Here is a 25,186-nt window from a genome sequence, read left to right as displayed (position 1 = left end):
TGGAGACGTGTCCGCATGCGATCGAGGAGCGAGAAACCGGTCACGTCGCCTCGATCACCAGTTGACACAGAAAAGTGGAGTCTGATGAACATCGATATCGCTATGAAAGAGGCCATGTCCATCTCCGGCGCCGTCGGCGTCGCGCTGGTCGACTACGACAGCGGGATGTCGCTCGGCACCAGCGGCGGCGGTGACTGGCTGAACCTGGAGGTCGCGGCGGCCGGAAACACCGAGGTCGTGCGGTCGAAGCTGCGCGTGATGCAGACCCTCGGCCTCAGCGACACCATCGAGGACATCCTGATCACGCTGCACCGGCAGTACCACCTGATCCGGCTGATGAGCGGCATGAAATCCAGAGGCTCGCTCTTCCTGTACCTCGTGCTGGAAAGGGACTCGTCGAACCTCGCGCTGGCCCGCCACCAGCTCAAGCGCATCGAGTCCGAGCTGCAGATCTAGTCCGCGCAAAAATGGGGTGCCGAGGCCGGTAAAAGGCCCCGGCACCCCATTTTGCCGTCAATGCACCAGAACGGGTCCGGCATCCCGCGACACGGTGACCTGCCGCAGCACGAACACCGCCAGCCCCAGAGCCACCGCCACGAGCACGGCCGAGATCCAGAACGCCAGGTGGAAGCCCGAGGTCAGCGCCTCCAGCCGGCCGACGCCCGACGCCAGCAACGACGACGTGTAGGTGGTCGAGGTCGTGGCCAGCACCGCCAGACCCAGTGCCCCGCCCACCTGCGCGGTCGTGTTCACGAGCCCGGACGCGAGGCCCGCCTCGTCGTGGGAGGCACCGGACATCGCCAGCGTCATCAGCGCCGGGAACGACAGGCCCAGCCCGATGCCCAGCGGCGCGACGGCGGGCAGGATGTTCGCGAGGTACGAGCCGTCGACCGGCACCTGCGTGAACACCACCATGCCGACCAGCATGAACAGCAGGCCCACGATCAGCATGTTGCGCTCACCGAACCGGGAGTTCAGGCGCGCCGACAGCGACACCGAGAACACCGCGATCGCACCGGCGACGGGCATGAACGCCAGGCCGATCTGCAACGGCGTGTACTGCAGCACGAGCTGCATGTACAAGGTCCCGAGGAAGAACAGCCCGAACATGCCGGCGACCATGGAGATCTGCACCAGGTTCGCGCCGGTCACGTTGCGGGACTTGAACACCCGCAACGGCAGCAACGGCTTCGCGGCAGTCCGTTGGCGCAGCACGAATCCCACCAGCAACGCCACCGCCACGGCACCCAGCCCCAGCGTGTGGACCGAGCCGAAGCCGTAGTGCTCCGCCTTGACGATCGTGTAGACGCCGAGCATCACCGCGGCGACGATCAACAGCGCACCAAGTACGTCCGCGCCTTCACGCAGGCCAAGACCGACGGAGTCAGGGACCAGTCGCACGGCGGCGACAGCGGCCACGATGCCGATCGGGATGTTCACGAAGAAGATCCAGTGCCACGACATGCCGTCGGTGAGCACACCGCCGAGCAACAGGCCGAGGGACGCGCCCGCCGCCGCGACGAAGCTGAACACGCCGATGGCGCGCCTCTGCTCGTCAGGCTCGGGGAACATCGTCACGACCATGCCCAGCGTCACGGACGTGGCCAGCGCACCGCCCGCGCCCTGCACGAAGCGCGACACGATCAGCATCTCGGCGCTGAGGGACAAGCCGCACAGCAGCGAGGCGACCGTGAAGACGCCGAGGCCGAGCAGGAACACCTTCTTGTGCCCGATCAGGTCGCCCAGGCGACCCGCGAGCAACAGCAGACCGCCGTAGGCGATCAAGTACGCGTTCACGACCCAGGCCAGACCGGCCTGGCCGAACTTGAGGTCTTCTTCGATCGCGGGCAGCGCGACGTTCACGATCGTCTGGTCCAGCACGATCATCAACATCCCTGCGCACAGCACGATCAGCGCGAGCCAGCGCGAATCCGTCTTCGGTCCCCCTGAAGTCATAAGAGGAACCGTAGCAGATAGTTTTGTACGGGACTATCTTCTACCCAACGGCATGACGCAGAGCACGCTTGCGCGGCGGCTTCTCACACGGCACGACAGTGCTCAGGCGACCTTCGACCAGCCTCGTCAGGCCGTTGACCAGGCCCGCACGCTCGTCGTCCGGCAACGAGCCGAGCACGCTGCCCACGACTTCCGTGTACACGTCGTCGGCCTTGGCGACGATCTCGCGCCCCGAGTCGGTCACGACCACAACGCGCGCACGGCGGTCCGTCGGCGACGGCTTGCGCTCGGCGTACCCAGCGGATTCGAGCGCGTCCATCGTCACGACCATGGTCGTCTTGTCGATGTCGACCACGTCGGCGATCTCCGTCTGCGTGCGATCCGCGTCCAGAGCGACAGACAGCACGCAGCGGGCTCGCGGAGTCAGTCCGATCTCCGCGAGCCTCGCCGTCAGCTCTGTCTCCAGCGCGTGCGACGTCCGATGCAGCAGCATCATCAGGTCAGTACACCCCGTCGTGCCCATGAGCACCACGGTACCAAACTAATCTGGAACGAAACTATTTCTTGACGGGACTATCGCTCCAGCACGACCACCGAACGCGCGGCTCCGGCCTTCTTCTCACTGGTCACGGCCTTCCAGTCGCCCGGAGGCAGCGTCACGGCCTGGTCCGTCGGGTACGGGTTGATCACCACGACCAGCCCGCGACGAGCCGGGTCCACGTCCGGCCCGGCCGTGTCGTCGACGTGCATGACGATCACGCCGGAAGCCGCCGCCGGGAACGACACCTTCTGCTGCACCAGATCCGCCGACCCCAGGGAGAACAGGGGCGACGACTGCCGGATCCGCAGCAGCTCCAGGGTCGCGTCCAGCGAGGCCTTCATGTCCGCGGAGGACGGCTTCGGCCCGGCCAGCAGCGGCTTCGCGTACGGCCACTTAGACTCGTTGTCGGCCTTCGGCGGCAGGCCGCGGCCGAAACCGTTGTCGCGCAACGACGGGTCGTAGGCGTTGAACCAGTCCCCCGAGTCGTAGCTGTTGCGGTCCAACGACTTCGAGCGCAGGAACTCGGTGCCCGCGTGCACGAACGGCCGCCCCTGCCCGAGCAACGCCGGTGCCAGCGCCACCGTCTGCATCTTCACGCGGTCGGCGGCGGACGTCTCGGGCTTGAGCTTGTAGGTCAACGCGTCGAACAACGTCTCGTTGTCGTGCGCGTCGACGTACGTGATCGCCTCCAACGGCTGCCCGGTGTACCCGGCGGCAGAGCCGTTGTACTTCACGTCCCGACCGGCGACCACCGGCCCGGCCGTCGACTGGAAGCGGTACGACGCCATGTTGCCCGCCATGCCCAGCTTCACCAGGTCGCTGTAGTTCTCCAGCCGCGCGGCCACGTCACCGTTGGCGGGCGAGGAGTTCACGTCCCCCGCCAGGCCAGAGCCGAGACCCTGCACGCGCGGGTCATCGTCGAACGGCCCGCCGCCGCGCACGGCGTCACGCAGCCGGTCGCTGAACGTGCCGACGCCCGTGCCGGCCATGTTCGCCTGCGTGGCCTGCTCGAACCGGGCGTTGCCGGCGACCTCGCCGAAGTCCCAGCCCTCGCCGTAGACGCCGATCTTGCGCCCGTCCACGCCGTCACGTTCGACGGTCAGCGCATCCAGTGCCGCCCGCACCGCGAGGATGTTGGCCTTCGGGTGGTGGCCCATCAGGTCGAACCGGAAGCCGTCGATCTTGTAGTTGCGCGCCCAGCGCACCACCGAGTCCACGACGAGCTTGCCCATCATGGCGTTCTCGGTCGCGGTGTTCGCGCAGCACGTGGAGTTCGCGATCGAGCCGTCGAGGTTGAGCCGCTGGTAGTAGCCGGGCACGACCTTGTCCAGCACGGACGTCGGTGCGTCGCCGAACGCCGCCGTGTGGTTGTAGACGACGTCCACCACCACGCGGTTGCCGTTGTCGTGCAACGACTTCACCATCTCGCGGTACTGCTTCGAGCGCGCCTGGCCGTTCTGCGCGTCCGCCGTGGCGTACGAGCCCTCAGGCACGTCGTAGTGGAACGGGTCGTAGCCCCAGTTGAAGCCGTCCTTGCCCGCGACCGCGCCGACGCAGGCCTGCTGCTGGTCGGAGTCGGCCGGGAGCGAGGGCAGGTCGCAGGCCGGGGTGGCCTGGTCGGAGCGCTTCTCGGGGATCGTGGCGATGTCGAACGTCGGCAGCAGGTGCACGGTGTCCATGCCCGCCGCGGCCAGCGTCTTGAGGTGCTTCATGCCGGTCGAGTCGCGGTGCGTGAACGCCTTGTAGGTGCCGCGTTCCGCCGCCGGGACGGACTGGTCGTTGATCGAGAAGTCCCGCACGTGCAGTTCGGTGATCGCTCCGCCCATGCCCTTCGCGACGTCCTTCGACCACCCGGCGGGCATCGAACTGCTCGCCTTGAGGTCGGCGAACTGCGAGTGCGTCGAGTTCACCGACAGCGCCACGGAGTACGGGTCGGTGACCACGACCGTGCGCTGCCAGTTGGTGACCTCGAACTGGTAGTACTTGTTCTTCCAGTCACCCGTTCCGGTCCACGAGCCCGAGGCGTCGTCACGCTTGAGCTGCACGACCTTCTTCGGTTCGCCGGAAGGCTGGTCGAACAGGCGCAGCTTGACGTTGGTGGCAGTGGGCGCCCACAACCGGACCGACGCGCGGTCGTGGTCGAACGTCGGCCCGAACGTCAGTTTCGTTGCGGCGGAAGCGAACCGGTCATCGAGCACGCCCGCGATCTGCACGCTCGTGCGGTGCCGGATCGCACCACCCGCGTCGACGTGCACGGCGGAAAGCTTGTCCCGCAACGCCTCGTCCACAAACCCGCGCACGGCGAACACCGGCTTTCCGCGAAGGTGCGGGAACTGGGCCGGCACCTCTTCGGTCGTGGGAGCCATCCGCAGCACCCGTGAGCCGTATTCGAGGCGGTAGCCGTCGGACTGCACGGACGGCACGTCCCAGACGACCTCGTCCTTGGAGATCCAGATCGCCTTGGCCTTGGTCAGGTCGTCATCGGCGGCCGGGCCGACGCTCGACGGCAGCAGGTAGGTCTCGTTGCCCTGCAACTGCCACACCTCGTTGCCCTTCTGCCCCAGGTCGAGGAACTGGTCGGGACCGGGGTCCTTGGCGTCGCCGCGGTGGACGAGGTAGCTCAGGCCCGCCGCGCCGGCCGCGAGCGGCACCGACCAGTAGACGCCGAACTGGTCACGCCCGTCCGGCACCCGTGACTGGTTCCAGCCCGGTGACGGCTCCGCGGAACCCGTCCAGTGGTACATCGTCCAGTCGGTGTAGTCGCCGTCCTGGCGGTTGTAGTGGATCACCGCCCGGTTCTCGGCGGCGGCCTTCGTAGCGTGCACCTTCCCGCCCGCGATCCACGAGTGGCCACTCGTGAACTTGCCGGAAGCCTCCACCGTCGTGCCGCGCACGACGGAGAAGTCGGTGGTGGGCGGGAGTTCCGCGACTCCGTTGGTGAACGGCACGTCAGCCCGGCCGGCAACACGCACCACGGCACCGGACGCGTCGCCGACGTAGTGCACGACCGCCTTGCCCGTGGCCGCCTGCTCGGACGGATGAACGGCCGGGTCGCCCTGCTTCAACCAGATCTCGGGCGTCACGCTCGGGTCCACGAACCGGTCTACCGACGTGTCCTTCTCGTCGCCCTTGTGCGCGATGAGCCCAACGGACTTGGCGCCCGGCTTCAGCTTGATCCACGCGAAGCGCCCGTAGGCGTCCTCCCCCGCGAACGGCAGCGGGGCGTTCCACTCGGTCGGCGTCTCGACGTCACCCCAGGCGTGCAGGCCCCAGCCGTCGTAGTTGTCGCGCGCGTAGTGCACGACCAGCCAGTCCGGGTTCTTCGTGCCGGGGTCGGGGATCGGCGGCGCGGCCACGAGCGACACGAACGCGCCGTCCGCGCCGATCTCACCGGACTTCGCCACCACCCGCAGCTCGACGCGCTTGCCGACGGCCGCACCCGGAAGTGCCGACAGGTCAGCGAAAACGCGGTAGGGAGCGGCGTCGTCGGTGCCGAGCACGGTCCAGTCGCGGGTGCCCTCGACACGGGCGGCGAAGGTGGCGGCGGCGTTGGGCGCGCTGATGCCGTCCGCACGGAGTTCGACGCGCTTGTCCAGCAAGGTTCCGGCGGCCGGTGCCACCAGGACGGGCGCGGGCTTCGACTTCGCGACATCGCTGGTTCCCTTGAGCACCAGGGAGGACAGCGCGGGCACCGTCACCGTGACGCGGCCGTTCTGGACCTGTGCGTTCTCAAAGGCCGAGGACGACACGGGCACGGTGACGGTCGCGGGCGAGGTGCCGGCGTTCGCGACGACGAGGTGTTCGCGGCCGAGGATGCGGCTGAACGCGAAGACGTCACCGTCGGCGTACCGGAGCACCTGGTTACCGTCACGCCACACGGGATCGCGGTCGACCTGCGCGGCCAGGGCCTTGAGCTGCTGGTACAGCGGGTGGGACGTGGTGAAGTTGTCCTGGGCGCCGGTGCGGTCGCTGCCGACGAGCTTCTCCGCCATGTACTCCGGCGTCTTGGAGGCGAACATGTCCTGGCGCGCCAGCTTGTCGCCGCCCGTGCCCGCGAAGCCCTGCTCGTCGCCGTAGTAGACGACCGGGTTGCCGCGCCACAGGTACATCAGGGTGTTGCCGAGCTTGAGGCGCTCCAGCAGTTCCGCGTCCGAGATGCCCGGCTTGTCGTTGCGGATCATCCACGCGACGCGGCCCATGTCGTGGTTGCCGAGGAACGTGGGCAGCGAGGAGGCGTTGGAGTCGGCGTCGGTGTAGCGGTCGTCGTCCAGCAGCACTTCGCCGAGGCGCTGGGAACCCTTGCCGGACAGGAAGCTCAGCGCGCTGCTCTGGAACGGGAAGTCCAGCGTGGCCTGCATCTTGCCGGTGGTCGTGTACTTCGAGGTGTTCTCCGGGGAGGAGTCGAAGACCTCGCCGAAGACGAAGAAGTCCTTCTTGCCCTTGCGGTTCGCGTACTGCTTCACGTGCGGCGCGAGGGCCTGCCAGAACTCGAGGTTGACGTGCTTGACGGTGTCGACGCGGTAGCCGTCGATGTCGAGCGTGTCGATCCAGCTGGTGAAGATGTCCTTCATGCCGTTGACCACGCGCGGGTGCTCGGTCATCAGGTCGTCGAGGCCGGAGAAGTCGCCCTGCTCGCTCGACTCGCCGGAGAACGTCGAGTCGCCGCGGTTGTGGTAGAGCGTGGAGTCGTTGAGCCACAACGGGTACTTCGTCTGGCCGTCCTTGACCGGGGTGTACGGGAAGGACTTCTGGGCGTCGAGCTTGGGGAAGTCCTTCTTGCCCGCGTAGTCCGCGATGTCGAACGGCTTGCCGTCCGCGTCCAGGTACGGCTGCGCGCCCGTGCTCACGTACTGGGTCTTGTTCTCCGCGTACTTGATCACGTCGGCGGTGTGGTTCGCGACGATGTCGAAGAAGACCTTGATGCCACGCCGGTGCGCGTCCTTGATCAGGTCGCGCATCTCCTGCGTGGTGCCGAAGTGCGGGTCCAGCTTGGTGAAGTCGAGCGTCCAGTAGCCGTGGTACCCGGCGCTGTCGCCCTGCACCCAGCGGTTGAGGAACATCGGCGTCATCCAGATCGCCGTGATGCCCATGCCGTCGAGGTAGTCGAGCTTCCCGCGCAGGCCCTTGAGGTCTCCGCCGTGGTAGAAGCCCTTGTCAGCGGGGTTGAAGCCGTTCTCGGCGGCGTTCGAACGACCGCGGTCGTTGCTCGGGTCGCCGTTCGCGAACCGGTCGGGCATCACGAAGTAGAACCGCTCGCCCCGCAGGTCGTCCCGCTTGGGCGGCAACGCGAGTCTCGCGTCCCCGTCGCGCACACCGGGCGCTATGTCCACCACCTCCCCCACGGCCAGGCGTTGCGGTGGTGCGGCAACGGCCTGAACGGGTGTGAGGGGCAGCAGAACCAGTGCAGCGAGCGCGGCGACGACCCGACGCATCGCGACCTCCTTGTCGCAAACTCTTGCAGGGTTGCTGCACGAAACCACGACAAACAGCGGGAAACAATACGTCGGGCCTTGCAAATGTTTGCGATCAGCCTGCTGGACGCTTGTAGGTGATCGCCATCCGCAGCGGATGTGAGCGCCACTCGTTGACCGCCATCCCGGCGATCAGGCCGATGCCGACGACGGACTCCCGGGTCGCGGGAGCGCTGCGGCTCGGCGAGCCGGCGAGCGGTCCCTCGGTGGGCGTCGGCGAGAACTGGGCGATGGCCATCGGCTGGCCCTCGTGCGGCTGCACGGCCAGCAGGACGTGCGGATCCGCCTGCTCGCCCTGGTTCTCGATCGGTTCGAGCGAGAGGTACTCGCCGCGTTCCGCCGCCTCGCCGCACATCTGGCCGGCCCACCGGAAGGCGTCCAGGACGTCCTCGTCCGAGAGCTCTGCGTCCGCCTGGTGCAACGTGACCTTGGTCAGGCGCGTGCCGTGCGCGGTCATCTCGCCGTTGGTGGTGAAGCGGTCGGGAATCATGACCTCGCCCGTCTCGGGGTCGATCATGAGCATGTCGCGGAACCTGGTCTCGGCGAGCGGCGACCGCCCCATGAGGCCGCGGCCGAGCATCTCTCGCAGCTTCGAGTCGCTCGTCCGCCAGAACGTCGTCTCCTCACCGATCTGCAGGCCGACGAAGTCCTTGACCGGCAGGCTCGGCAGCGCGGTGACCAGCGTCTGGCCGACCGCGACCGGGGGCTGCGGCTGGACCTGGAACGGCGGCAGCGAGGCGAACTGCGGATCCACCTGTGCCGTGCGGACCACGTGATGCGCCCACGCCCGTGCGCGCGCCAATGGGTGGTCCGGGAAACGTGCGTCGTGGCGCGGATCGTCGCCCGCGTGGAACGGAAGCACGCCCTGGAGCTCGGGCGCGTACGGGTGCGGCTTGATCCAGTTCTGGAACCCGATCTCGGCGGCCAGGATGGCCTCGCGGGTGCCCGTCATGCCGCGTTCCATCGCGCCGAGCTGCAGCACCGCGCTGCAGTTCGACTTGGGGATGGTGAAGGAGCAGACGAAGCCCTGCCCGTTCGGCTGGTTCGGCAGCGGCATCTTGACGATCCGCAGCAGCGCGGGCACCCCTCCGAGCTGGACGACGTGCGCCTCGATCAGGCAGCCGGTCTCGCCGTGGATCAGGGCGAGGTGGTGCCTGAGCCTCGGCAGGTCGTCCAGCCCGGCGGGCAGATCCGGGACCACGCCGTAGTAGGTCAGTTCGGCCTGGTCACCGCTGGGGTGCTGCCAGGTGTTCTGGTCGAGCTGACGGAAGCCGGAGGTGTCGAACGAGATGGGCACCCACCGACACTACGTCTCGCGTCAGGAGGCCCTGAGCGTTTTGGACCAGAGCGAAGTGCCTGTCGCGTCACGCAGCCACACCGTGAGCTCGTGCTGCGACGCCTTGACCTCGCCGAAGTGCTGGAACCCGTCCAGCGGCGTGGTGTTGGCGGCGGGCGGGGCGTGCACGAACACGGCCTGCGGTCCGAACGTCGGGTCGAGCGCGTTGGGTCCGAACGCGCCGGCGTGCAGCGGGCCGGACACGAACTCCCAGAACGGGTCGAAGTCGCCCACGGCCGCGCGGTCGGGTGAGTAGTGGTGCGCGGCGGTGTAGTGGACGTCCGCGGTGAGCCAGACGGTGTTCTTGACGCGGCGGCGTTTGAGTTCCCTGAGCACCCACGCGATCTCGTGCTCACGGCCGTTGGGCGCGCCCGGCAGGCCGTTCGCGACGCCCTCGATGTCGGTGCCGTCCGGCACGGTCAGGCCGATCGGCAGGTCCGCCGCGATGATCTTCCACGTGGCGGTGCTGCGGCTGAGCCCGTCGACGAGCCACTTCGCCTGCCGGGCACCGAGGATCACGCCCGGCTGGTCCTTGGGCGAGGTGTTCTTGTCCTTGTAGGTGCGCATGTCGAGCACGAAGATCTCGACGTTCCGCCCGTACGCGAACTTCCGGTGGACACGGCCGTCGACCGCGCGCTTCTGGTCGATCGGCATCCACTCGTGGAACGCCTGGAAAGCACGCTGTGCCAACACGTCCACGCGCTTCTCGGTGTACTGCGGGAGTTCCAGGATCTCGCCGGGGTACCAGTTGTTCGTGACCTCGTGGTCGTCCCATTGTGCGAAGACCGGGACCTGGGAGGCGAAGCGCTTCACGTTGTCGTCGAGGAAGTTGTAGGCGAACTGGCCGCGGTACTCGTCGAGCGTCTCGGCCACCTTGGACTTCTCGGGCGTGACGACGTTGCGCCAGATCCGGCCGTCCGGGAGCGTCACGCTCGCCTGCATCGGGCCGTCGGAGTAGACGCTGTCGCCGCTGTGGATGAAGAAGTCCGGCCTGCGGTCGGCCATGGCCTTGAAGATCGGCATGCCGCCGATGTCGGGGTTGATGCCCCAGCCCTGGCCCGCGACGTCACCGGACCACGCGAAGCTGACCTCGTCGCGGCCGATCGGTGCGGTGGTGAAGCTGCCCGTGACCGGTTCGCTGCGGGTGCGTCCGTGCAGGTCCTCGGCCGTGACGCGGTAGTGGACGGGGCGGCCCGGCAGCAGGCTCGAGACCCTGACCTGCCCGGTTCCGCCGGTCTCCGGGGTGAGCAACGGGCCGCGAACGCGCTGGGAGAAGCGGAACCGCGGGTCGTTGGACACCTCGACGAGCATCCGCGAGGGACGGTCGGCGCGCGTCCACACGATGCCGCCGTCCCAGGTGACGTCGCCGGACTGCACGCCGTGGGTGAGGGTCGGGCGGTCGGTCTTCGCGAGGCTGATGCCACTCGGCACGAGCGCGGCGGCCGTGCCGAGTGCGCCTGCCTTGAACAACGTGCGACGGTCGAAGGTCATGCGCGGTTTCTAGTCGCCGGTTCTGGCCAGTTCTGAAACCCGAGGTGAACTTCAGCAGCGCTTGTCGGTCCAGCCACTGACGTAGCCGCCGCCCGGCACGGTCACGCTGGAGACCGCCCGCGTGCACTTGTCGAGCGTGGCCGCACCGGCGCCCCACAACTCCTGCTTGGTGCCGCTGCGGAGGTCGCCGCCGGGGTACTCCTCGCTGCCGTCGATCACCGCGATCCAGTTCGAGACGCGGTAGGTGTGGTTACCGGCGTAGGAGTCCCAGACCCAGGTGTAGGCGAAGTTCTTGCCGCACCCGGCGAACTGCTTGACCGACGCGATGGTCGCGCCCTGGTACTTCACGTAGCCCGTGGTGCCGATCTGCTTGGCGGAGGCACAACCGGGGACGGTCTCGGCGTGGGCGGTGCCGACTCCGACGGACAGCAGCGTCGCGGCCAGTGCGGCGGCGATGGCGAATGGCTTTCTCACAGCCGCGACGCTCGCGCATTGTGGTTATGCGGCGGTAAATCCCTTCAGGTGAGGCGCTTGAGCCAGTCCGTGATGATCTGGCGCGACGCCGGCGTGGCGTGCACCCACGTCTGGTGGTTCTGGTCGGTGTACTTGACCACGAGCCAGCGGCCGTCCTCGAAGTCGATCGTGGTGAGGAAGGTCTTGGCGCGCTGCCTGCCCTCGCCGTTGCGCTTCGCCGCGTACAGCTTCGCCGTGCCCTGGCGGGGCTGGGCGAGAAGCTGGCGCAACGAGATCGACGGCGACGCCTTGCCCGGCTGGTGCACGTTGATCTCGGTCGCGTGCACGTTGATCGACGCACCACGCCCGGCCGGCACGTCCGGCAACTGCATCGCGAGGACCTCCGGCGCGTTGTCCGGCCGGATCGGATGCAACTGCACGAACCCGTTGTCGTGCACGGCAAGCACACCGTGCTGCGAGTTCGCCGCCACGACCACGGGCTTGGTCTCGTTCGGCGTGGCCGCGATCCAGGCCGAGTAGTCGTGCTCCGCCTTGGCGATCAGGTGCAGCGTTCCCCGGACGTCCGGGTGGTCGAGCCCGACCCGGCGCAGCTCACCGATGACATCGCGCTCGATGAGCACGCGTTCGTCCTCGGTCTCACCGGGCGAGTCGACGGAGAGCGCCGGGTGGTACTCCCCGAGCTTCTCCTGCTTCCACAGCACGTCGAAGGCGAGGTCGGACAGTTGGATGGACGACCGAAGCACGTCACCCCCCGATCGTCGGCGGTGCGACCATCGGCATGTCGCCGATGATCTCGTTCGTGTTCTCCTCGGTGATGAGGTAGTCGGCGGACTTGTGCTCCAAGTCGTCCTCGCCCTGGCCCTTCTGGCCCTGACCACCCATCCCGCCCATACCGGCACCGCCCGCGCGACCTGCCGCGCCTGCCGCACCACCCCGACCGGCCGCGTTCGCACCGGTCTCACCCATGCCGCCGAACACACCGGCCTTGCCGCCGGGCTGCTGGGCGGACGTGCCGCTGGCCGTTCCACTGCCTCCGAGGCCGCCGGAGCCGAACTTGCCCGCTCCGCCCGCACCCGCGCCTGCGCCGCCACCGCCACCGCCACCGCCGAACTTGCCTGCTCCGCCGGGACCGCCGATGCCCCCGGGACCGCGACCGGGGCCGGTGCCACCAGGTCCGCCGGGACCGCCGGTGGTGGGGCGGACGGGCACGCCCATGGGAGGGAGGCCCGTGTTGTTCGGCCGTTCGATCACGCTGCCGACCGGGGGCTTGCCGGTGAGGTTGTCACCGACGGAAGGCCTGCCGGTGTTGTTGGTGTTGCTCGTGTTCGTGGTGTCGGACGAACTGGTCGTGGTCTGGTCACCGTTGGTGCTGGGCACGGTCCAGCCTGTGCCGGTCGTGCTCTGCGGCGTGCTCGTCGAGGAACTGCTCGAGGAGCTGGACGACCGCGTGGTCGTGGTGTTGTTGTTCGACGTCTTGTCTTCACCGTTGTCACCGCCGGTGTCGGCGATCTCGACCACGAGGCTGTCGGTCGTGACGCCCGGGAACTCCTTCGGCAGCTCACCGCGGTTGGTGTTGCTGGCGCTCTGGAACTCCTTGTAGACCTCGCGGTTGTGCTTCTCTTCAGCGTTGTAGCTGTTGACCTTGTCCTCGGTGTCCGTGTCCCAAGGGGTCGCGTCGTCCCAAAAGCTCGTGTCCGGCTTGGACGCCGGCATGTCCTTCAGCTGCCCCTTGTTCAGGGTGAACTGGTAGACCTGGTTGGAGATCGAGTGATCGGCCTGCCGCAGGGCGTCCTGCATCTGGATCATGGCTTGATTGATCGGGTTGGCGGCGGTCTGAGCGGCGTTCGCACTCGCTCCGGTCCACGCCTCACCCAGCGTCTCGCCGACCCGCTTGAGCCTGGACTCGATGCCCGCGTAGCCGCGCTCCAACGCCGCGGCGGTGGTCGCCGCAGCCTGCGCCGACCCCGTACCGGGACCGCTGGTCATCTGGGAGTAGATCTGCGCTCCCGAGAACCCCTCGGCTCTGGTGTTGTCCTCGGTGAAGCAACTGGGCGCGGGCCGTGTCATTTCGCACCTGCCTTGATCGTGGTGATGGCGAGATTGGCGAACTCGGTGATAGCGGCACACGGGTCGGCGAACTTCGGACTGCCTTGGTCGCTCTGGAGCGAGATGAGCAACACCTTCTGCTCGGAGACCCCGACGAGCACGGAGCAGTAGCCGTTCTTTCGGCTGTCCGCGACCAGCGCCATGTAGGTCGGGTAGCCCTGGATCGCGGGCAGCGACTCGAACTTCTCGTACGTCGTGTCCTTGTTCGGGAGGATGGTGGAGAGGTTCGTACCCTCCGGCAGAATCGTCACGCTCGGGGCCATCTTCGCCGGAATGCTCAATCCCAACCAGGCACAGGAAGCACCGGGTGAGGTGGTGTTCACCCTTCCAGTCACCCCAGGCAGCCCGAACGCCTCAACCTGAGCCGGAGTGACCGTGCTGCACGGGTCGGCTTCGAAGGCCTTGACGTCGAGCGGGTTCTCGATCTTGGGAGCTCCACCGCTGTCGCTGGTGCTGCTCGGCTGAGTGGCGGTGGTCGGCGTGCCGGTCGTGCCACCGCTGTCGCCGCAGCCGGCCAGCAGTGCGAGTGCTGCGATGCCTACGACGATGGTTCGGATGCGCAACAGCTCAGTCCTTCTACTTGAGGTTGTCCAGGTTGCCCTGCTCGGTCTGCTCGTACTGCCGCAGCGTGGCCTTCAAGTTCTCGATCCGAGTGTCGAGCGTCTGCTGCAACTGCTCGTTGGACAGCTGGTGCCCCTTGCCGGCGGCGCTCGCCCAGTTCGCGTAGACCTGACTCGGCATGTCCTTGCCCGCGCCCTTGACGGCGATCAGGGCTTCGCCGGACTTGTGAGCCAGCGCGAGCTCTTCCTTGACGGACTCGTACTCCTTGATGGCAGCGCGCAGTGTCTCCAGATCGACCTTGGTCCCGCTCATCCCCAGTGCCCTCCCTGCAGAATCGTGCGTCTAGCAGCATAGCGCCAGGTCGCGGGACCCGTCCCGGTTTCAAAGCACGATCGGGTGAACAAGGCGAGGTGTCATCGCGGCATTGCGACGAGCAACGGTACGAAGTGCTGCATGCGTCGTTCTTCACTGCTTTTCGTCAGCGTCGCAATGCTGCTCGCCGCCTGTACCTCCGTCGAGCCGAGGGCGGTTCCGGCGAAGCTCAAGCCGCCGACGCCCGCCATCGGACCTCAGGGGAACTGCGAAGACATCCTCTTGGGTGATCCGGCGTCGTGTGTCGCGTGGACGCCGCCGGAGCCGCACAACTTCTCGTTGGTGTTTCCCATCAATGAGGAGGAAGCGGGAGTTGGGAAGGAGATGCAGTGGGGCCCGTATTACTGGTGCGCTGTCATCACCGATGATGTCGCGGAGAAAGTGTTCGGCACGAGAGCCGTCGTCAGGGTCGTCACCGGTAAGTATTCGTGCGAAATCGCGCAGGGCGGTTACAAGCAGTCCGGTCTCGACAAGAACCTTCAGATTCACCTGGCTCCCTATGAGCCCGGGAATGGCGCGTACGACTGGTTCGTGGAGCCGAACCCGCTCGGTCAGGTCACCGAGGTGAAGGGGCGCAAGGCGGTCCGCACCGACTGGCCGCGGTTTCCCTCGTCCGACCGCGCGTCGTACGTGGTCGAGATCCCCGATCGCGGCTCGGTGTGGAACGTCGAACTCCGGCGTCAGGGAGGCGGGAGGACGGAGTACGACGCCGACTACGAGGACGCCGATCGCCGCATCCTGCTGGCGATCGACGCCCTGATGGCCTACGACCGGACCTGACCGGTCAGGACTGCTGTTCTGCCTGCTGCTGTTGCTGCGCCGGCAACCGGCCCTCGGCCATCCGCTTGAGCAGGTCCTTGCGCAACCACAGCAGATAAGCCCAGACCAGCCCGAAGATCACGCCGATCACCCCCATGGCCGGCAACAGCAGCCAAGTGGCGATCAACAGCACGTGCAGCCCCACGACAGCCCCGATGGCCCAAGGCTTGCGGACGAACGCGCACATCGCGATGAACACCGCGATGAAGCCGAACGCGACCCAGCCGACCAGGGACGTCACGCCGCCGTGCAGTTTGGCGATCACCGGGAGGGCCAGGGCGACGACGATGACCTCGAGGATCAGCGTGCCGGCCATGATGCCCCGGAACGCCTTCATCGGGTCCTTCTTCAGAGGGGCCGGGGTGGTCATGCCGGCTCCTTTCCGAACAGCGCGCGGGCCTCGCCCGCGGTGACGACGGAGCCGGTGACGATGATGCCGCCGCCGGACTGCTCATCCTCGATGAGGTGGATGGCTTCCTCGATGGCGTCGACCAGGCGGGGACGCACTTCGAAGCGGTCCTCGCCGAAGATCGGGACGGCGAGGCCGGCCAGGACGTCCGGGTCCATGGCTCGCGGGGAGGAGTTGGTGGTGATCACCAGTTCCTGCACGACCGGCTCCAGCGCCGCCAGGATGCCTTCGGCGTCCTTGTCGGACATCACGGACACCACGGCCACGAGCTTGCGGAAGCCGAACTCCGACTCCAACGCGCGCGCCAATGCTGCGGCGCCGTGCGGGTTGTGGGCCGCGTCGACGAAGACGTTGGGCGCGGAACGGACTCGCTCGAGGCGGCCCGGCGTGACGACCGAGGCGAAGCCCTCGCGGACCATCTCGATGTCGATCTTGCGCTCGGGGCCCGCGCCGAAGAACGCTTCCACCGCGGCCAGTGCCAGGGCGGCGTTCGCTGCCTGGTGTTCGCCGTGCAGTGGAAGGAAGATGTCCTCGTAGATGCCGCCGAGGCCCTGCAGGGTGATCATCTGGCCGCCTACGGCCACCGCGCGCGACACGACGCCGAACTCGCTGCCGAAGCGGGCGATCATCGCGTCCACCTCGGCCACGCGTTCCAGGATCACCCTCATGACCTCGGGCGTCTGCTCGCCGACGATCGCCACGGCGCCCGGCTTGATGATGCCGGCCTTCTCCACCGCGATGTCCTCGGGACGGTTGCCCAGGTACTCGGTGTGGTCGATGCCGATCGGGGTGAGCACGGCGACGCGGGTGTCCACGATGGACGTCGCGTCCCACGTGCCGCCCATGCCGACCTCGACGACGGCGACGTCGGCCGGCGCTTCCGCGAAGGCCGCGTACGCCATGCCGGTGAGCACCTCGAACTTGCTCATCCGGATCTCGGACTGGGCGTCCACCATGGCGACGTACGGCTCGATGTCGCGGTAGACCTCGACGTAGCGCTCCGGGCTGATCGGCTGGTTGTCCAGGCTGATCCGCTCGGTCGCGAGCTGCAGGTGCGGACTCGTGAACCGGCCGGTGCGCAGGCCGATGCGCGTGAAGAGCGCATCGACCATGCGTGACGTCGACGTCTTGCCGTTCGTGCCCGTCAGCTGCACGACCGGGTACGACGTCTGCGGGTCGCCCAGCACGTGGGCGAGTGCCTTGATCCGGTCCAGCGACGGCTCGAGCTTGGTCTCGGGCCACCGCTGGTTGAGCTCGTTCTCGACGTCGAGGAACTCGTCGAGGTTCGTTTCCACGGTTCTTACGCCTCCGGCAGCGCGGCCAGGCGCTCGTTGATGCGGGCGATCTCGGACTCGGCGGTGGCCTTGCGCTCCTCGATCTTGGCCTTGACGTCGGCGGGCGCCTTGGCGAGGAACGCCTCGTTGCCCAGCTTCTTCGTCGTGCCCTCGAGTTCCTTCTGCGCCACGGCCAGGTCCTTCGCCAGGCGCTTGCGCTCGGCGGCGACGTCGATCGTGCCGGACAGGTCCAGCTCGACCTTCACCGCGCCCTTGGGCAGGCCGACCTCCAGCGTCGCCGAGACGGTGAACTCGTCACCGGGCTCGGTGAGCCGCGTCATCGCGCGCACGGACGGAACCTGGTCGATCAGGCCGACGCAGCACGCGCCGCGGACCTTGCCCGCGACCTTCTGGCCCGGCTTGAGGCCCTGCTCGGAACGGAACCGGCGGATCTCGGTCGCGAGCTTCTTCAGGCCCTCGATCTCCGCCTTCGCGTCAAGATCGCGCTCGGCGCCCGAAACGGACGGCCACTGCGCCACGACGAGCGACTCGCCGCCGGTCAGCGACGTCCACAGCGTCTCGGTGATGAACGGGATCGACGGGTGCAGCAGCCGCAGCAGGACGTCGAGGACGTGGCCCAGGACGGACTGCGTGGCCTCGGCGCGGCCGTCCGCGATCTGGACCTTCGCGATCTCCAGGTACCAGTCGCAGAACTCGTCCCACGTGAAGCTGTACAGCGCCTCGCAGGCACGGGAGAACTGGAACGCCTCGAAGTTGGTGTCCACAGTGGACACCAGGGCGTCGAGCTCGTCGAGGATCCAGCGGTCGGCGGCCGTCAGCTCGGAACGCTCCGGCAGCGGACGGGAGACCGTCGCACCGTTGGCCAGCGCGAAACGCGTGGCGTTCCACAGCTTCGTGGTGAAGCTGCGTGAGCCGACCGCCCGCTCCTCGGCGACGGCCATGTCCGAACCGGGGTTCGTGCCGCGCAGCAGCGTGAACCGGGTGACGTCCGCGCCGTAGCGCTCCATCCAGTCCAGCGGGTCGATGCCGTTGCCCTTGGTCTTCGACATCTTCTTGCCGTACTGGTCGCGGATCAGACCGTGCAGGAAGACGTGGTCGAACGGCTGAACCTCGTCCATCGCGTACAGACCGAACATCATCATCCGGACGACCCAGAAGAACAGGATGTCGTAACCGGTCGAGAGAACGGACGTCGGATAGAACTTCCGAAGGTCCTCGGTGGACTCCGGCCAGCCCAGCGTGGAGAACGGCCACAGACCCGACGAGAACCAGGTGTCGAGGACGTCCTCGTCCTGACGCCAGCCCTCACCGGTGGGCGCCTCGTCGTCCGGTCCGACGCACACGACCTCGCCGTTCGGGCCGTACCAGACCGGAATCCGGTGGCCCCACCACAGCTGGCGCGAGATGCACCAGTCGTGCAGGTTGTCGGTCCAGTCGAAGTACCGCTTGTTCAGCTCGGCCGGGTGGATCTTGGTGCGGCCGTCGCGGACGGCGGCCGACGCGGCGGCGGCGATGTTCTCGACCTTGACCCACCACTGCAGCGACAGGCGCGGCTCGACGACCGTGTCGCACCGCGAGCAGTGCCCGACGGCGTGGACGTACGGCCGCTTCTCCGCGACGATCCGGCCCTCCGCGCGCAACGCGGCGACGATCGCCGGACGCGCCTCGAAGCGGTCGAGCCCCTCGAATGGGCCGTGCGCGGTGATGGTCGCGCGGCCGTCCATGATCGTGAGGTTCGGCAGGCCGTGGCGCTGGCCGATCTCGAAGTCGTTCGGGTCGTGGGCGGGCGTGACCTTGACGGCGCCGGTGCCGAACTTCGGGTCGACGTGCGTGTCGGCGACGATCGGGATGCGCCGGCCGGTCAGCGGCAGCTCGACCTCGGTGCCGATGAGGTGCTGGTAGCGCTCGTCGTCCGGGTGGACGGCGACCGCGGTGTCACCCAGCATCGTCTCGGCGCGCGTGGTCGCGACGACGATCGAGTTCTCGCCCTCGCCGTAGCGGATCGAAACGAGCTCGCCGTCGTCGTCGCTGTGGTCGACCTCGACGTCCGAGAGCGCCGTCTGACAGCGCGGGCACCAGTTGATGATCCGCTCGGCCTGGTAGATCAGGCCGTCGTCGTACATCTTCTTGAAGATCGTCTGGACGGCGCGCGACAGCCCCTCGTCCATGGTGAAGCGCTCACGCGACCAGTCGATGCCGTCGCCGAGGCGCTTCATCTGGTCGAGGATCTTGCCGCCGTACTCCTCTTTCCACTCCCAGACGCGCTCGACGAACTTCTCGCGCCCGAGGTCCTGCCGGGACATGCCCTGCTTGGCCAGGTCGCGCTCGACGGCGTTCTGGGTCGCGATGCCCGCGTGGTCCATGCCGGGCAGCCACAGGACCTCGTAGCCCTGCATGCGGCGGCGCCTCGACAGCGCGTCCATCACGCTGTGGTTCATCGCGTGGCCCATGTGCAGCGAACCGGTGACGTTCGGCGGGGGCAGCACGATCGTGAACGGCGGCTTGTCGCTCTTGACGTCGGCCTCGAAGTAACGCCGGTCGACCCACCGCTGGTACAGCTCCGCCTCTACCTCCGCCGGAGTCCACGCGGCGGGGAGGTCAGGACGCTGGGTTGCGGTGTCGAGTTCAGTCACAGCCGTGAAGTCTACGGAGGCCAGGGTCTCGACTTGAAACGAGATACCTGATAACGCCCCCGCGGCAACCGCAAGCCGGTCGACAGCGTGGTTCGGAGTGACCGAAGATGTGCCCCGAACATCTGGGGGGAACGTTGCAGTACGACATTGATGACCATCCTGATCTGAAGGACGCGGCCTGGATCCGCGCCGCGAACAAACGCGCCAAGCGGGACATCCGCAGGCAACGCCGGAAGGCCAGACGAGGCAGACACAGCGGCAAGGTCGTGTCCGTCATCGCCCTGCTCGTCATCGGCGCGGTGCTGTTCGGGCTCTACAGGGCGGGGAAGTTCGGCGAGGCCTCGCTGCCGGACGTGAAGCTGCCGTACGCGGGGGCGAACGTCGAGGTCCCGTTCGCCGGCACGCCCGCGGAGCAGTGGCCCGACGGCGACAAGGGCATCGTCGCGCCGGACGCCAATCCGGCGTTCGAGCAGGTCCGGCAGGCGCTCATCGCCTCACGCCTCGACCCGGTGATGCTCGGCGAGCACAAACCGGACCGGTTCCTCGCGATGCTGGCGCCGGAGGTGCGCGAGCACGTCGTGAAGGAGATCGCGGGCTGGACCACCCGGCTCAAGCAGGGCACGAAGCTGCTCCCGAACGGCATCAAGGTGTCCGGGAGGATGACTCTCGGGGAGAAGGACGGCTACCCGGCGGTGACGGCGGACTACGTGTTCGCCTACGCGTTCGAGCCGCCGGAGCCGAAGAAGCTCCTCAGTCAGATGGAGATGGTCGCGGCGGTCCGCGAGAAGATCACCTACTCGATCACTCCCGAAGGACTGTGGCCCTCGGACTCGACGGGTTTCCAGTACTCGATCGCGTGCCAGGCGGCGAAGGACGGTTTCCTCGCGCCGCAGTTCACCGAGCCGCCCAAGCACGGTGAGGGCGTCGCCGGTGACGAGAAGAAGTACTTCTCCGTGGACGGACAGGTGCCGACGGAGAACAGCTGCGATTGATCACTCTTTCAGAGGTGCCGGACGAGAGTGACGGCGATCACAATGACCGTCACGGACCGTTCAAACCCCTTGGGGCCCGTGCCGACGGCGCCGCCGCGTTCTTCGGGGGCGCTGGCGGCGCCGACGTCTATCAGCGAAGAATGCAGCCATGAGCAGCAAGCCCCCGCAGAACGACGTCGACGAGTCCGCGCTCGAAGTCAGCACCCCCAAGACCTGGGCAGCGGGTATTCCCGGTGTGCTCGTGTCGCTCGACCGCGCGGTCGAGCAGATGGGTGTCGGGCGCACGGTCAAGACGTTGCGACTGCTCAACCAGCGCGAAGGTTTCGACTGTCCTGGTTGCGCGTGGCCCGAACCACAGGGTCACCGCAAGATGGCGGAGTTCTGCGAGAACGGCGCGAAGGCCGTCGCGGAGGAAGCCACCAAACGACGAATCGGGCCCGAGTTCTTCGCCGAGCACTCGATCGAGAGCCTGCGCACGAAGACCGACTACTGGCTCGGCCAGCAGGGCCGGCTCACCGAACCGATGGTGCTGCGGCCGGGTGCGACGCACTACACACCGATCAGCTGGGACGCGGCGTTCACGCTCGTCGCCGACGAGCTGACAGCGTTGTCGAACCCGGACGAGGCGATCTTCTACACCTCCGGCCGCACCAGCAACGAGGCCGCGTTCCTCTACCAGCTGCTGGTCCGCTCGTTCGGCACCAACAACCTGCCGGACTGCTCGAACATGTGCCACGAGTCGTCCGGCTCGGCGCTGAACGAGACGATCGGCATCGGCAAGGGCTCGGTGTCGATCAAGGACTTCGACCTCGCCGACCTCATCGTGGTCATCGGCCAGAACCCCGGCACGAACCACCCGCGCATGCTCAGCGCGCTGGAGGACGCGAAGAAGAACGGCGCGAAGATCATCGCGATCAACCCGCTGCCGGAAGCGGGCCTGATGCGGTTCAAGAACCCGCAGAACGTGGCGGGCGTCGTCGGCCGCGGCACCGCGCTGAGCGACGAGTTCGTGCAGATCAAGGTCGGTGGCGACCAGGCGCTGTTCCAGGCGATCGGGCACCTGCTGCTGCAGTGGGACAAGCTCGACAAGACGTTCATCGAGGCCAAGACGCACGGCTTCGAGGCCTACGCGGAGAGCCTGCGCGAACTCGACTGGGACGGCGTGCTCACCGCGACCGGCCTGACCCGCGAGCAGATCACCCGCGTGGCCGGGATGTTCGTCGACTCCAAGCGCACGATCGCCTGCTGGGCAATGGGTCTGACGCAGCACAAGCACAGCGTGCCCACGATCCGCGAGGTCACGAACGTCATGTTCCTGCGCGGCATGATCGGCAAGCCGGGCGCGGGCCTGTGCCCGGTGCGCGGCCACTCGAACGTGCAGGGCGACCGCACGATGGGCATCTACGAGAAGATGCCGGAGAAGTTCCTGCTGGCCCTGGAGAACGAGTTCAGCATCTCCGTGCCGCGCAAGCACGGTTTCGACACCGTCGACGCCATCAACGCGATGCGCCAGGGCCGCGGCAAGGTGTTCATCGCGATGGGCGGCAACTTCGTCAGCGCCACCCCGGACACCCCGGTGACCGAGAAGGCGCTGGAGCAGTGCTCGCTGACGACGCACGTCTCCACGAAGCTCAACCGCTCGCACGTGGTCCACGGCCGCACCGCGCTGATCCTGCCCGCCCTGGGCCGCACCGAGAGCGACGTCCAGCACTCGGGCGAGCAGTTCGTCACGGTCGAGGACTCGATGTCGGTCGTCCACCGCTCGCGCGGGCGGCTCAAGCCCGCGTCGGAGCAGCTGCTGTCCGAGGTCTCGATCGTCTGCCGGCTCGCGCGCAAGACGCTCGGCGCCTCGCACCCCGTGGCGTGGGAGGAGTTCGAGAAGGACTACGACGTCGTTCGCGAGCACATCTCCCGTGTCGTGCCGGGCTGCACCGACTACAACACGCGCGTGCGTCAGCCCGACGGTTTCGTGCTGCCGCACCCGCCGCGTGACTCGCAGGAGTTCGCGACGGCGACCGGCAAGGCGAACTTCACGGCGAACGAGCTGACGGTCATCGAGATCCCCGAAGGCCGCCTGATCATGCAGACCCTGCGCAGCCACGACCAGTACAACACCACGATCTACGGCCTGGACGACCGCTACCGCGGCGTGAAGGACGGCCGTCGCGTGGTGTTCGTGAACCCCGACGACATCAAGGAGCTGGGGTTCACCGACGGGCAGATGGTGAACATCGTCTCGGAGTGGAAGGACGACCCGACGGGCGTCGTCGAACGCCGCGCCGAGTCGTTCCGGATCGTCTCCTACTCGACCGCGCGGGGATGCGTGGCCACGTACTTCCCCGAGGCGAACCCGTTGGTGCCGCTGGACTCCAAGGCGGACATCTCGGGAACGCCGACCTCGAAGTCCGTGATCGTGCGTCTCGAGGCTATTTAGCCAGGACCGTGTAGTTGCTGGCACCGCCGTTGGGTCCCAGTTGGACCTCTCCCGCCCGGAAGCCCTTGGCGTACAGGCGGAAGGTCCTCGGGGACCCTTCGGTGTTGACCAGCTGCAGGCCGCTGTCGAGCCACAACGAGTCCATCCACGGACGCTTGCCGAGCCGCGTGTCGACCGCGACGTAGACCAGCGCGTCGCGGTTGATCGTGAAGCGCGCCAACGGGTTCTGCGTCGCCGACTTCGAGTCGTTGGCCGTGCGGATCCACTTCGCTCCCGTCACCTCGTCCGGTACGGCGCTGAACGTGAAGTCGCGGTCGCCGTACTGCGCGACGCCCGTGCGCAGGCCGGTCTGCACCGACCAGTCGCCCGCGTTCCCGGTGTCCGCCACCGACAACCCGCTCAGCTCCAGTTCCGCGGGCTGGTCGCCGACGGTCAGGATCGCGACGGCCGACCGCGTGATCTGACCGGCCGTGCCTCGGACGTTGATGTTCGTCGAGCCGTGCGGGGTGTCCGGCAGCGTCGCCACGGTCATCGTGGACGCCTGACCTGGGTTGATCGTGGCCGGACTGAACTGCACGACCGTCCCGGCCGGCACGTTGTCGGCGTCGAGGCTGATCGGCCCCGGCGAGCCGGTCGAGGCCGCGCTGACGGTGAACGACGCCGTGTCTCCCGGCTTGACCACGCGCGACGCGGGATCGACCGCGATGCTGAAGTCGTTGCCCACCCCGCACTTCTCGGTCGAACCGGTGTTCTGCACGCGCGGCGAGCCCGAGTTGCGGACGCAGAACCCGTTGGTGTTGCGGAAGAGGAAGTCCGTCGGGCTGCTGGTGCCGCGTTCCCAGCCGAAGGTGTCGAACGTCAGGTCGGTGGAGTTGTCGGCGATCACCGCGGGCCGGCCGTCGTTGTTCGTGAACGCGACGGCGCTGTTGAGGAACCTGACGCGGTCGGCGTAACGGATGTACCAGCCGTAGGCGGGCCGGGTGCCGATGCTGTTCGGGTTGTAGTTGGTGCGGTCGTTGCTCGGCGGGTTCGTCGACATCGTGCCGTTGCCACCGGGCACGTTGATCTTCACGTTGTTGAACGTCACGTCACTGATGTGGCCGTCGACGTCGCCCATGATCGTGGGGCTGAACGACGGCGAGGCGCCGTTGATCGTGATGTTGTCGTAGGTGATGTTCTTGATGGTGCCGACGCCCGGACTGTTGCCGCAGCGCTTGCGGGCGCCGACCTTGAGCATGATCGGCGACCGCACGCCGCTGACGGTGATGTCCTTGTAGTGCACGTCGGAGACGACCGAGCCGTCCATCGAGACGAGCCCGAGCCCCGACTTGTTGGAGCCCTGGATCTGGATGCGCTGGAAGTCGTAGCCGGTGAAGTCACCGCACGTCTCCGAGCCGAACATCAACGCGTTGCAGCACCCCGCGCTGAGCTTGGTGTCGTAGACCTTCACGTTGCCGTTGCTGAGCTTTTGACCGAGCGCGTAGTCGCTCTTGAACGCCAGCGCGTCGTCGTTGCCCGCGAAGTCGCCGTTGGTGATCGTGACGTTGGTGGTGCTGATGACGTTCCAGCCGTCGCGGTCGCTCGCGGTGTCGATCGTGAGCCGGTCGGACACGACGTTGCGGCACCCGTTGATCAGCATCGCGAAGTGGCCGCCGCGCCGGAGTTTGATGCCGCTGACCGTGAGGTTCTCGCAGCGCGTCAACGAGATGATCTTGTCGGCCTGCCCGCTGTCCGGGTTGCCGGTGATCAGCGCGCCACCGCCGTCGATGGTGCCGGAGCCTGCAAAGCCGATGTTGGTCAGCCGGTCGCCCCAGATCATGGCGTTGTGGAAGTGGCTGTGGCCGTAGTCCTGGTACTCGTCGTTGGGGTTGGGCTCGGGCTTGTCGTAGCCGCTGCCGCTCGCGCCCATGATCGTGGCGCCGGAGTCGAGCTGGAGCGTGACGTTGCTCTTCATGTGGATCGAGTTGGGCGAGCGGTACGTGCCGGACGGGAACCGCACGGTCCCACCACCCGCCGCGTTCGCCGCGGTGATCGCCCTGTCGATGGCCGCCGTGTCGTTCGCGCTGCCGTTGCCGGCGGCCCCGTAGTCCTTGACGTTGAAGTCCGCCGCCTGAGCGGGTTCCGCCAGCACCGTGATGCCCAGCAGTGCCGCGGTCACCGCCACGCCGAGTCTCCGTAACACGGATGTCCTCCCCGTTGTAACGTCCTGAAAACGTTTACGGCGGCGGGGAGTTCACACGCTACGCCGGTCGAACGCGCCCGAACAGCCTCCAGCGGCGACGGCCCGTCGCGAGTA

Annotated in this window: 18 protein-coding genes; 4 read left to right on the top strand and 14 right to left on the bottom strand. The window is 67.5% G+C overall.

Annotated features, from left to right (window positions below; all coding sequences use genetic code 11):
* Positions 1–84: 84 nt before the first annotated feature.
* Positions 85–456, top strand: coding sequence for a hypothetical protein (locus tag ACIQF0_RS43925; RefSeq protein WP_360046187.1), 372 nt, complete (start codon positions 85–87; stop codon positions 454–456).
* A gap of 57 nt (positions 457–513) precedes the next feature.
* Here ACIQF0_RS43925 and ACIQF0_RS43920 read toward each other — a convergent pair whose 3' ends face one another.
* The 10 genes from ACIQF0_RS43920 to ACIQF0_RS43875 form a co-directional block, all read right to left on the bottom strand.
* Positions 514–1,956: a DHA2 family efflux MFS transporter permease subunit gene (locus tag ACIQF0_RS43920; protein ID WP_401040327.1), complete on the bottom strand. Its 1,443-nt coding sequence runs from the start codon at positions 1,954–1,956 to the stop codon at positions 514–516.
* 40 nt (positions 1,957–1,996) lie between these two features.
* Positions 1,997–2,479 (bottom strand): MarR family winged helix-turn-helix transcriptional regulator, encoded by a 483-nt coding sequence (locus ACIQF0_RS43915; RefSeq protein WP_401040325.1) that lies wholly within the window; start codon positions 2,477–2,479, stop codon positions 1,997–1,999.
* 50 nt (positions 2,480–2,529) lie between these two features.
* Complete coding sequence (gene pulA, locus ACIQF0_RS43910; RefSeq protein WP_401040323.1) at positions 2,530–7,929, bottom strand: pullulanase-type alpha-1,6-glucosidase; 5,400 nt, start codon at positions 7,927–7,929, stop codon at positions 2,530–2,532.
* 94 nt (positions 7,930–8,023) lie between these two features.
* Positions 8,024–9,265 carry a hypothetical protein gene (locus tag ACIQF0_RS43905; protein WP_401040321.1) on the bottom strand — a complete coding sequence of 414 codons (1,242 nt, stop codon included), beginning with the start codon at positions 9,263–9,265 and terminating at the stop codon, positions 8,024–8,026.
* Positions 9,266–9,286: 21 nt separating this feature from the next.
* Complete coding sequence (locus ACIQF0_RS43900) at positions 9,287–10,795, bottom strand: alkaline phosphatase D family protein (RefSeq protein WP_401040318.1); 1,509 nt, start codon at positions 10,793–10,795, stop codon at positions 9,287–9,289.
* 51 nt (positions 10,796–10,846) lie between these two features.
* Complete coding sequence (locus tag ACIQF0_RS43895; RefSeq protein ID WP_401040316.1) at positions 10,847–11,269, bottom strand: hypothetical protein; 423 nt, start codon at positions 11,267–11,269, stop codon at positions 10,847–10,849.
* Between the two features lie 44 nt (positions 11,270–11,313).
* Positions 11,314–12,012, bottom strand: a complete 699-nt coding sequence (locus tag ACIQF0_RS43890) for an ESX secretion-associated protein EspG (RefSeq protein WP_360046173.1) — start codon at positions 12,010–12,012, stop codon at positions 11,314–11,316.
* Between the two features lies 1 nt (position 12,013).
* Positions 12,014–13,336, bottom strand: a complete 1,323-nt coding sequence (locus ACIQF0_RS43885; RefSeq protein ID WP_401040314.1) for a hypothetical protein — start codon at positions 13,334–13,336, stop codon at positions 12,014–12,016.
* On the bottom strand, positions 13,333–13,938 hold the full coding sequence (locus ACIQF0_RS43880) for a DUF3558 domain-containing protein (RefSeq protein WP_401040312.1): 606 nt from the start codon (positions 13,936–13,938) through the stop codon (positions 13,333–13,335). Before ACIQF0_RS43880 ends, ACIQF0_RS43885 begins: the two co-directional genes overlap by 4 nt.
* A gap of 13 nt (positions 13,939–13,951) precedes the next feature.
* On the bottom strand, positions 13,952–14,248 hold the full coding sequence (locus ACIQF0_RS43875; protein ID WP_401040309.1) for a PE domain-containing protein: 297 nt from the start codon (positions 14,246–14,248) through the stop codon (positions 13,952–13,954).
* Positions 14,249–14,332: 84 nt separating this feature from the next.
* Here ACIQF0_RS43875 and ACIQF0_RS43870 point away from each other — a divergent pair, with 84 nt between their 5' ends.
* A complete protein-coding gene (locus tag ACIQF0_RS43870) occupies positions 14,333–15,088 on the top strand; it encodes a hypothetical protein (RefSeq protein ID WP_401040306.1) in 756 nt (251 codons plus the stop codon).
* Positions 15,089–15,092: 4 nt separating this feature from the next.
* Here the strand turns inward: ACIQF0_RS43870 and ACIQF0_RS43865 are convergent, their stop codons facing one another.
* Genes ACIQF0_RS43865 through ACIQF0_RS43855 form a run of 3 tightly spaced genes read right to left on the bottom strand, consistent with a single transcriptional unit; the run spans position 15,093 to position 19,464 of the window.
* On the bottom strand, positions 15,093–15,497 hold the full coding sequence (locus tag ACIQF0_RS43865; RefSeq protein WP_401040304.1) for a DUF4233 domain-containing protein: 405 nt from the start codon (positions 15,495–15,497) through the stop codon (positions 15,093–15,095).
* Complete coding sequence (locus ACIQF0_RS43860) at positions 15,494–16,831, bottom strand: bifunctional folylpolyglutamate synthase/dihydrofolate synthase (RefSeq protein ID WP_401040302.1); 1,338 nt, start codon at positions 16,829–16,831, stop codon at positions 15,494–15,496. The genes ACIQF0_RS43865 and ACIQF0_RS43860 overlap by 4 nt, the downstream gene beginning before the upstream one ends.
* A 5-nt stretch (positions 16,832–16,836) precedes the next feature.
* Positions 16,837–19,464 (bottom strand): valine--tRNA ligase, encoded by a 2,628-nt coding sequence (locus ACIQF0_RS43855; protein ID WP_401040300.1) that lies wholly within the window; start codon positions 19,462–19,464, stop codon positions 16,837–16,839.
* Positions 19,465–19,598: 134 nt separating this feature from the next.
* On the opposite strand from ACIQF0_RS43855, the gene ACIQF0_RS43850 reads away from it, so the two are divergent.
* Complete coding sequence (locus ACIQF0_RS43850; protein ID WP_401040298.1) at positions 19,599–20,456, top strand: hypothetical protein; 858 nt, start codon at positions 19,599–19,601, stop codon at positions 20,454–20,456.
* A gap of 148 nt (positions 20,457–20,604) precedes the next feature.
* Positions 20,605–22,890, top strand: coding sequence for an FdhF/YdeP family oxidoreductase (locus ACIQF0_RS43845; protein ID WP_401040295.1), 2,286 nt, complete (start codon positions 20,605–20,607; stop codon positions 22,888–22,890).
* Here the strand turns inward: ACIQF0_RS43845 and ACIQF0_RS43840 are convergent.
* Complete coding sequence (locus ACIQF0_RS43840) at positions 22,883–25,072, bottom strand: glycosyl hydrolase family 28 protein (protein WP_401040292.1); 2,190 nt, start codon at positions 25,070–25,072, stop codon at positions 22,883–22,885. The two genes, ACIQF0_RS43845 and ACIQF0_RS43840, sit on opposite strands and share 8 nt — an antisense overlap.
* Between the last annotated feature and the right edge of the window lie 114 nt (positions 25,073–25,186).

It is taken from the genome of Lentzea sp. NPDC092896 (assembly GCF_044754905.1).
Classification (GTDB): domain Bacteria; phylum Actinomycetota; class Actinomycetes; order Mycobacteriales; family Pseudonocardiaceae; genus Lentzea.
Note: the sequence above shows the minus strand (reverse complement) of the source record. Positions and strands in the feature narration are given on the sequence as shown.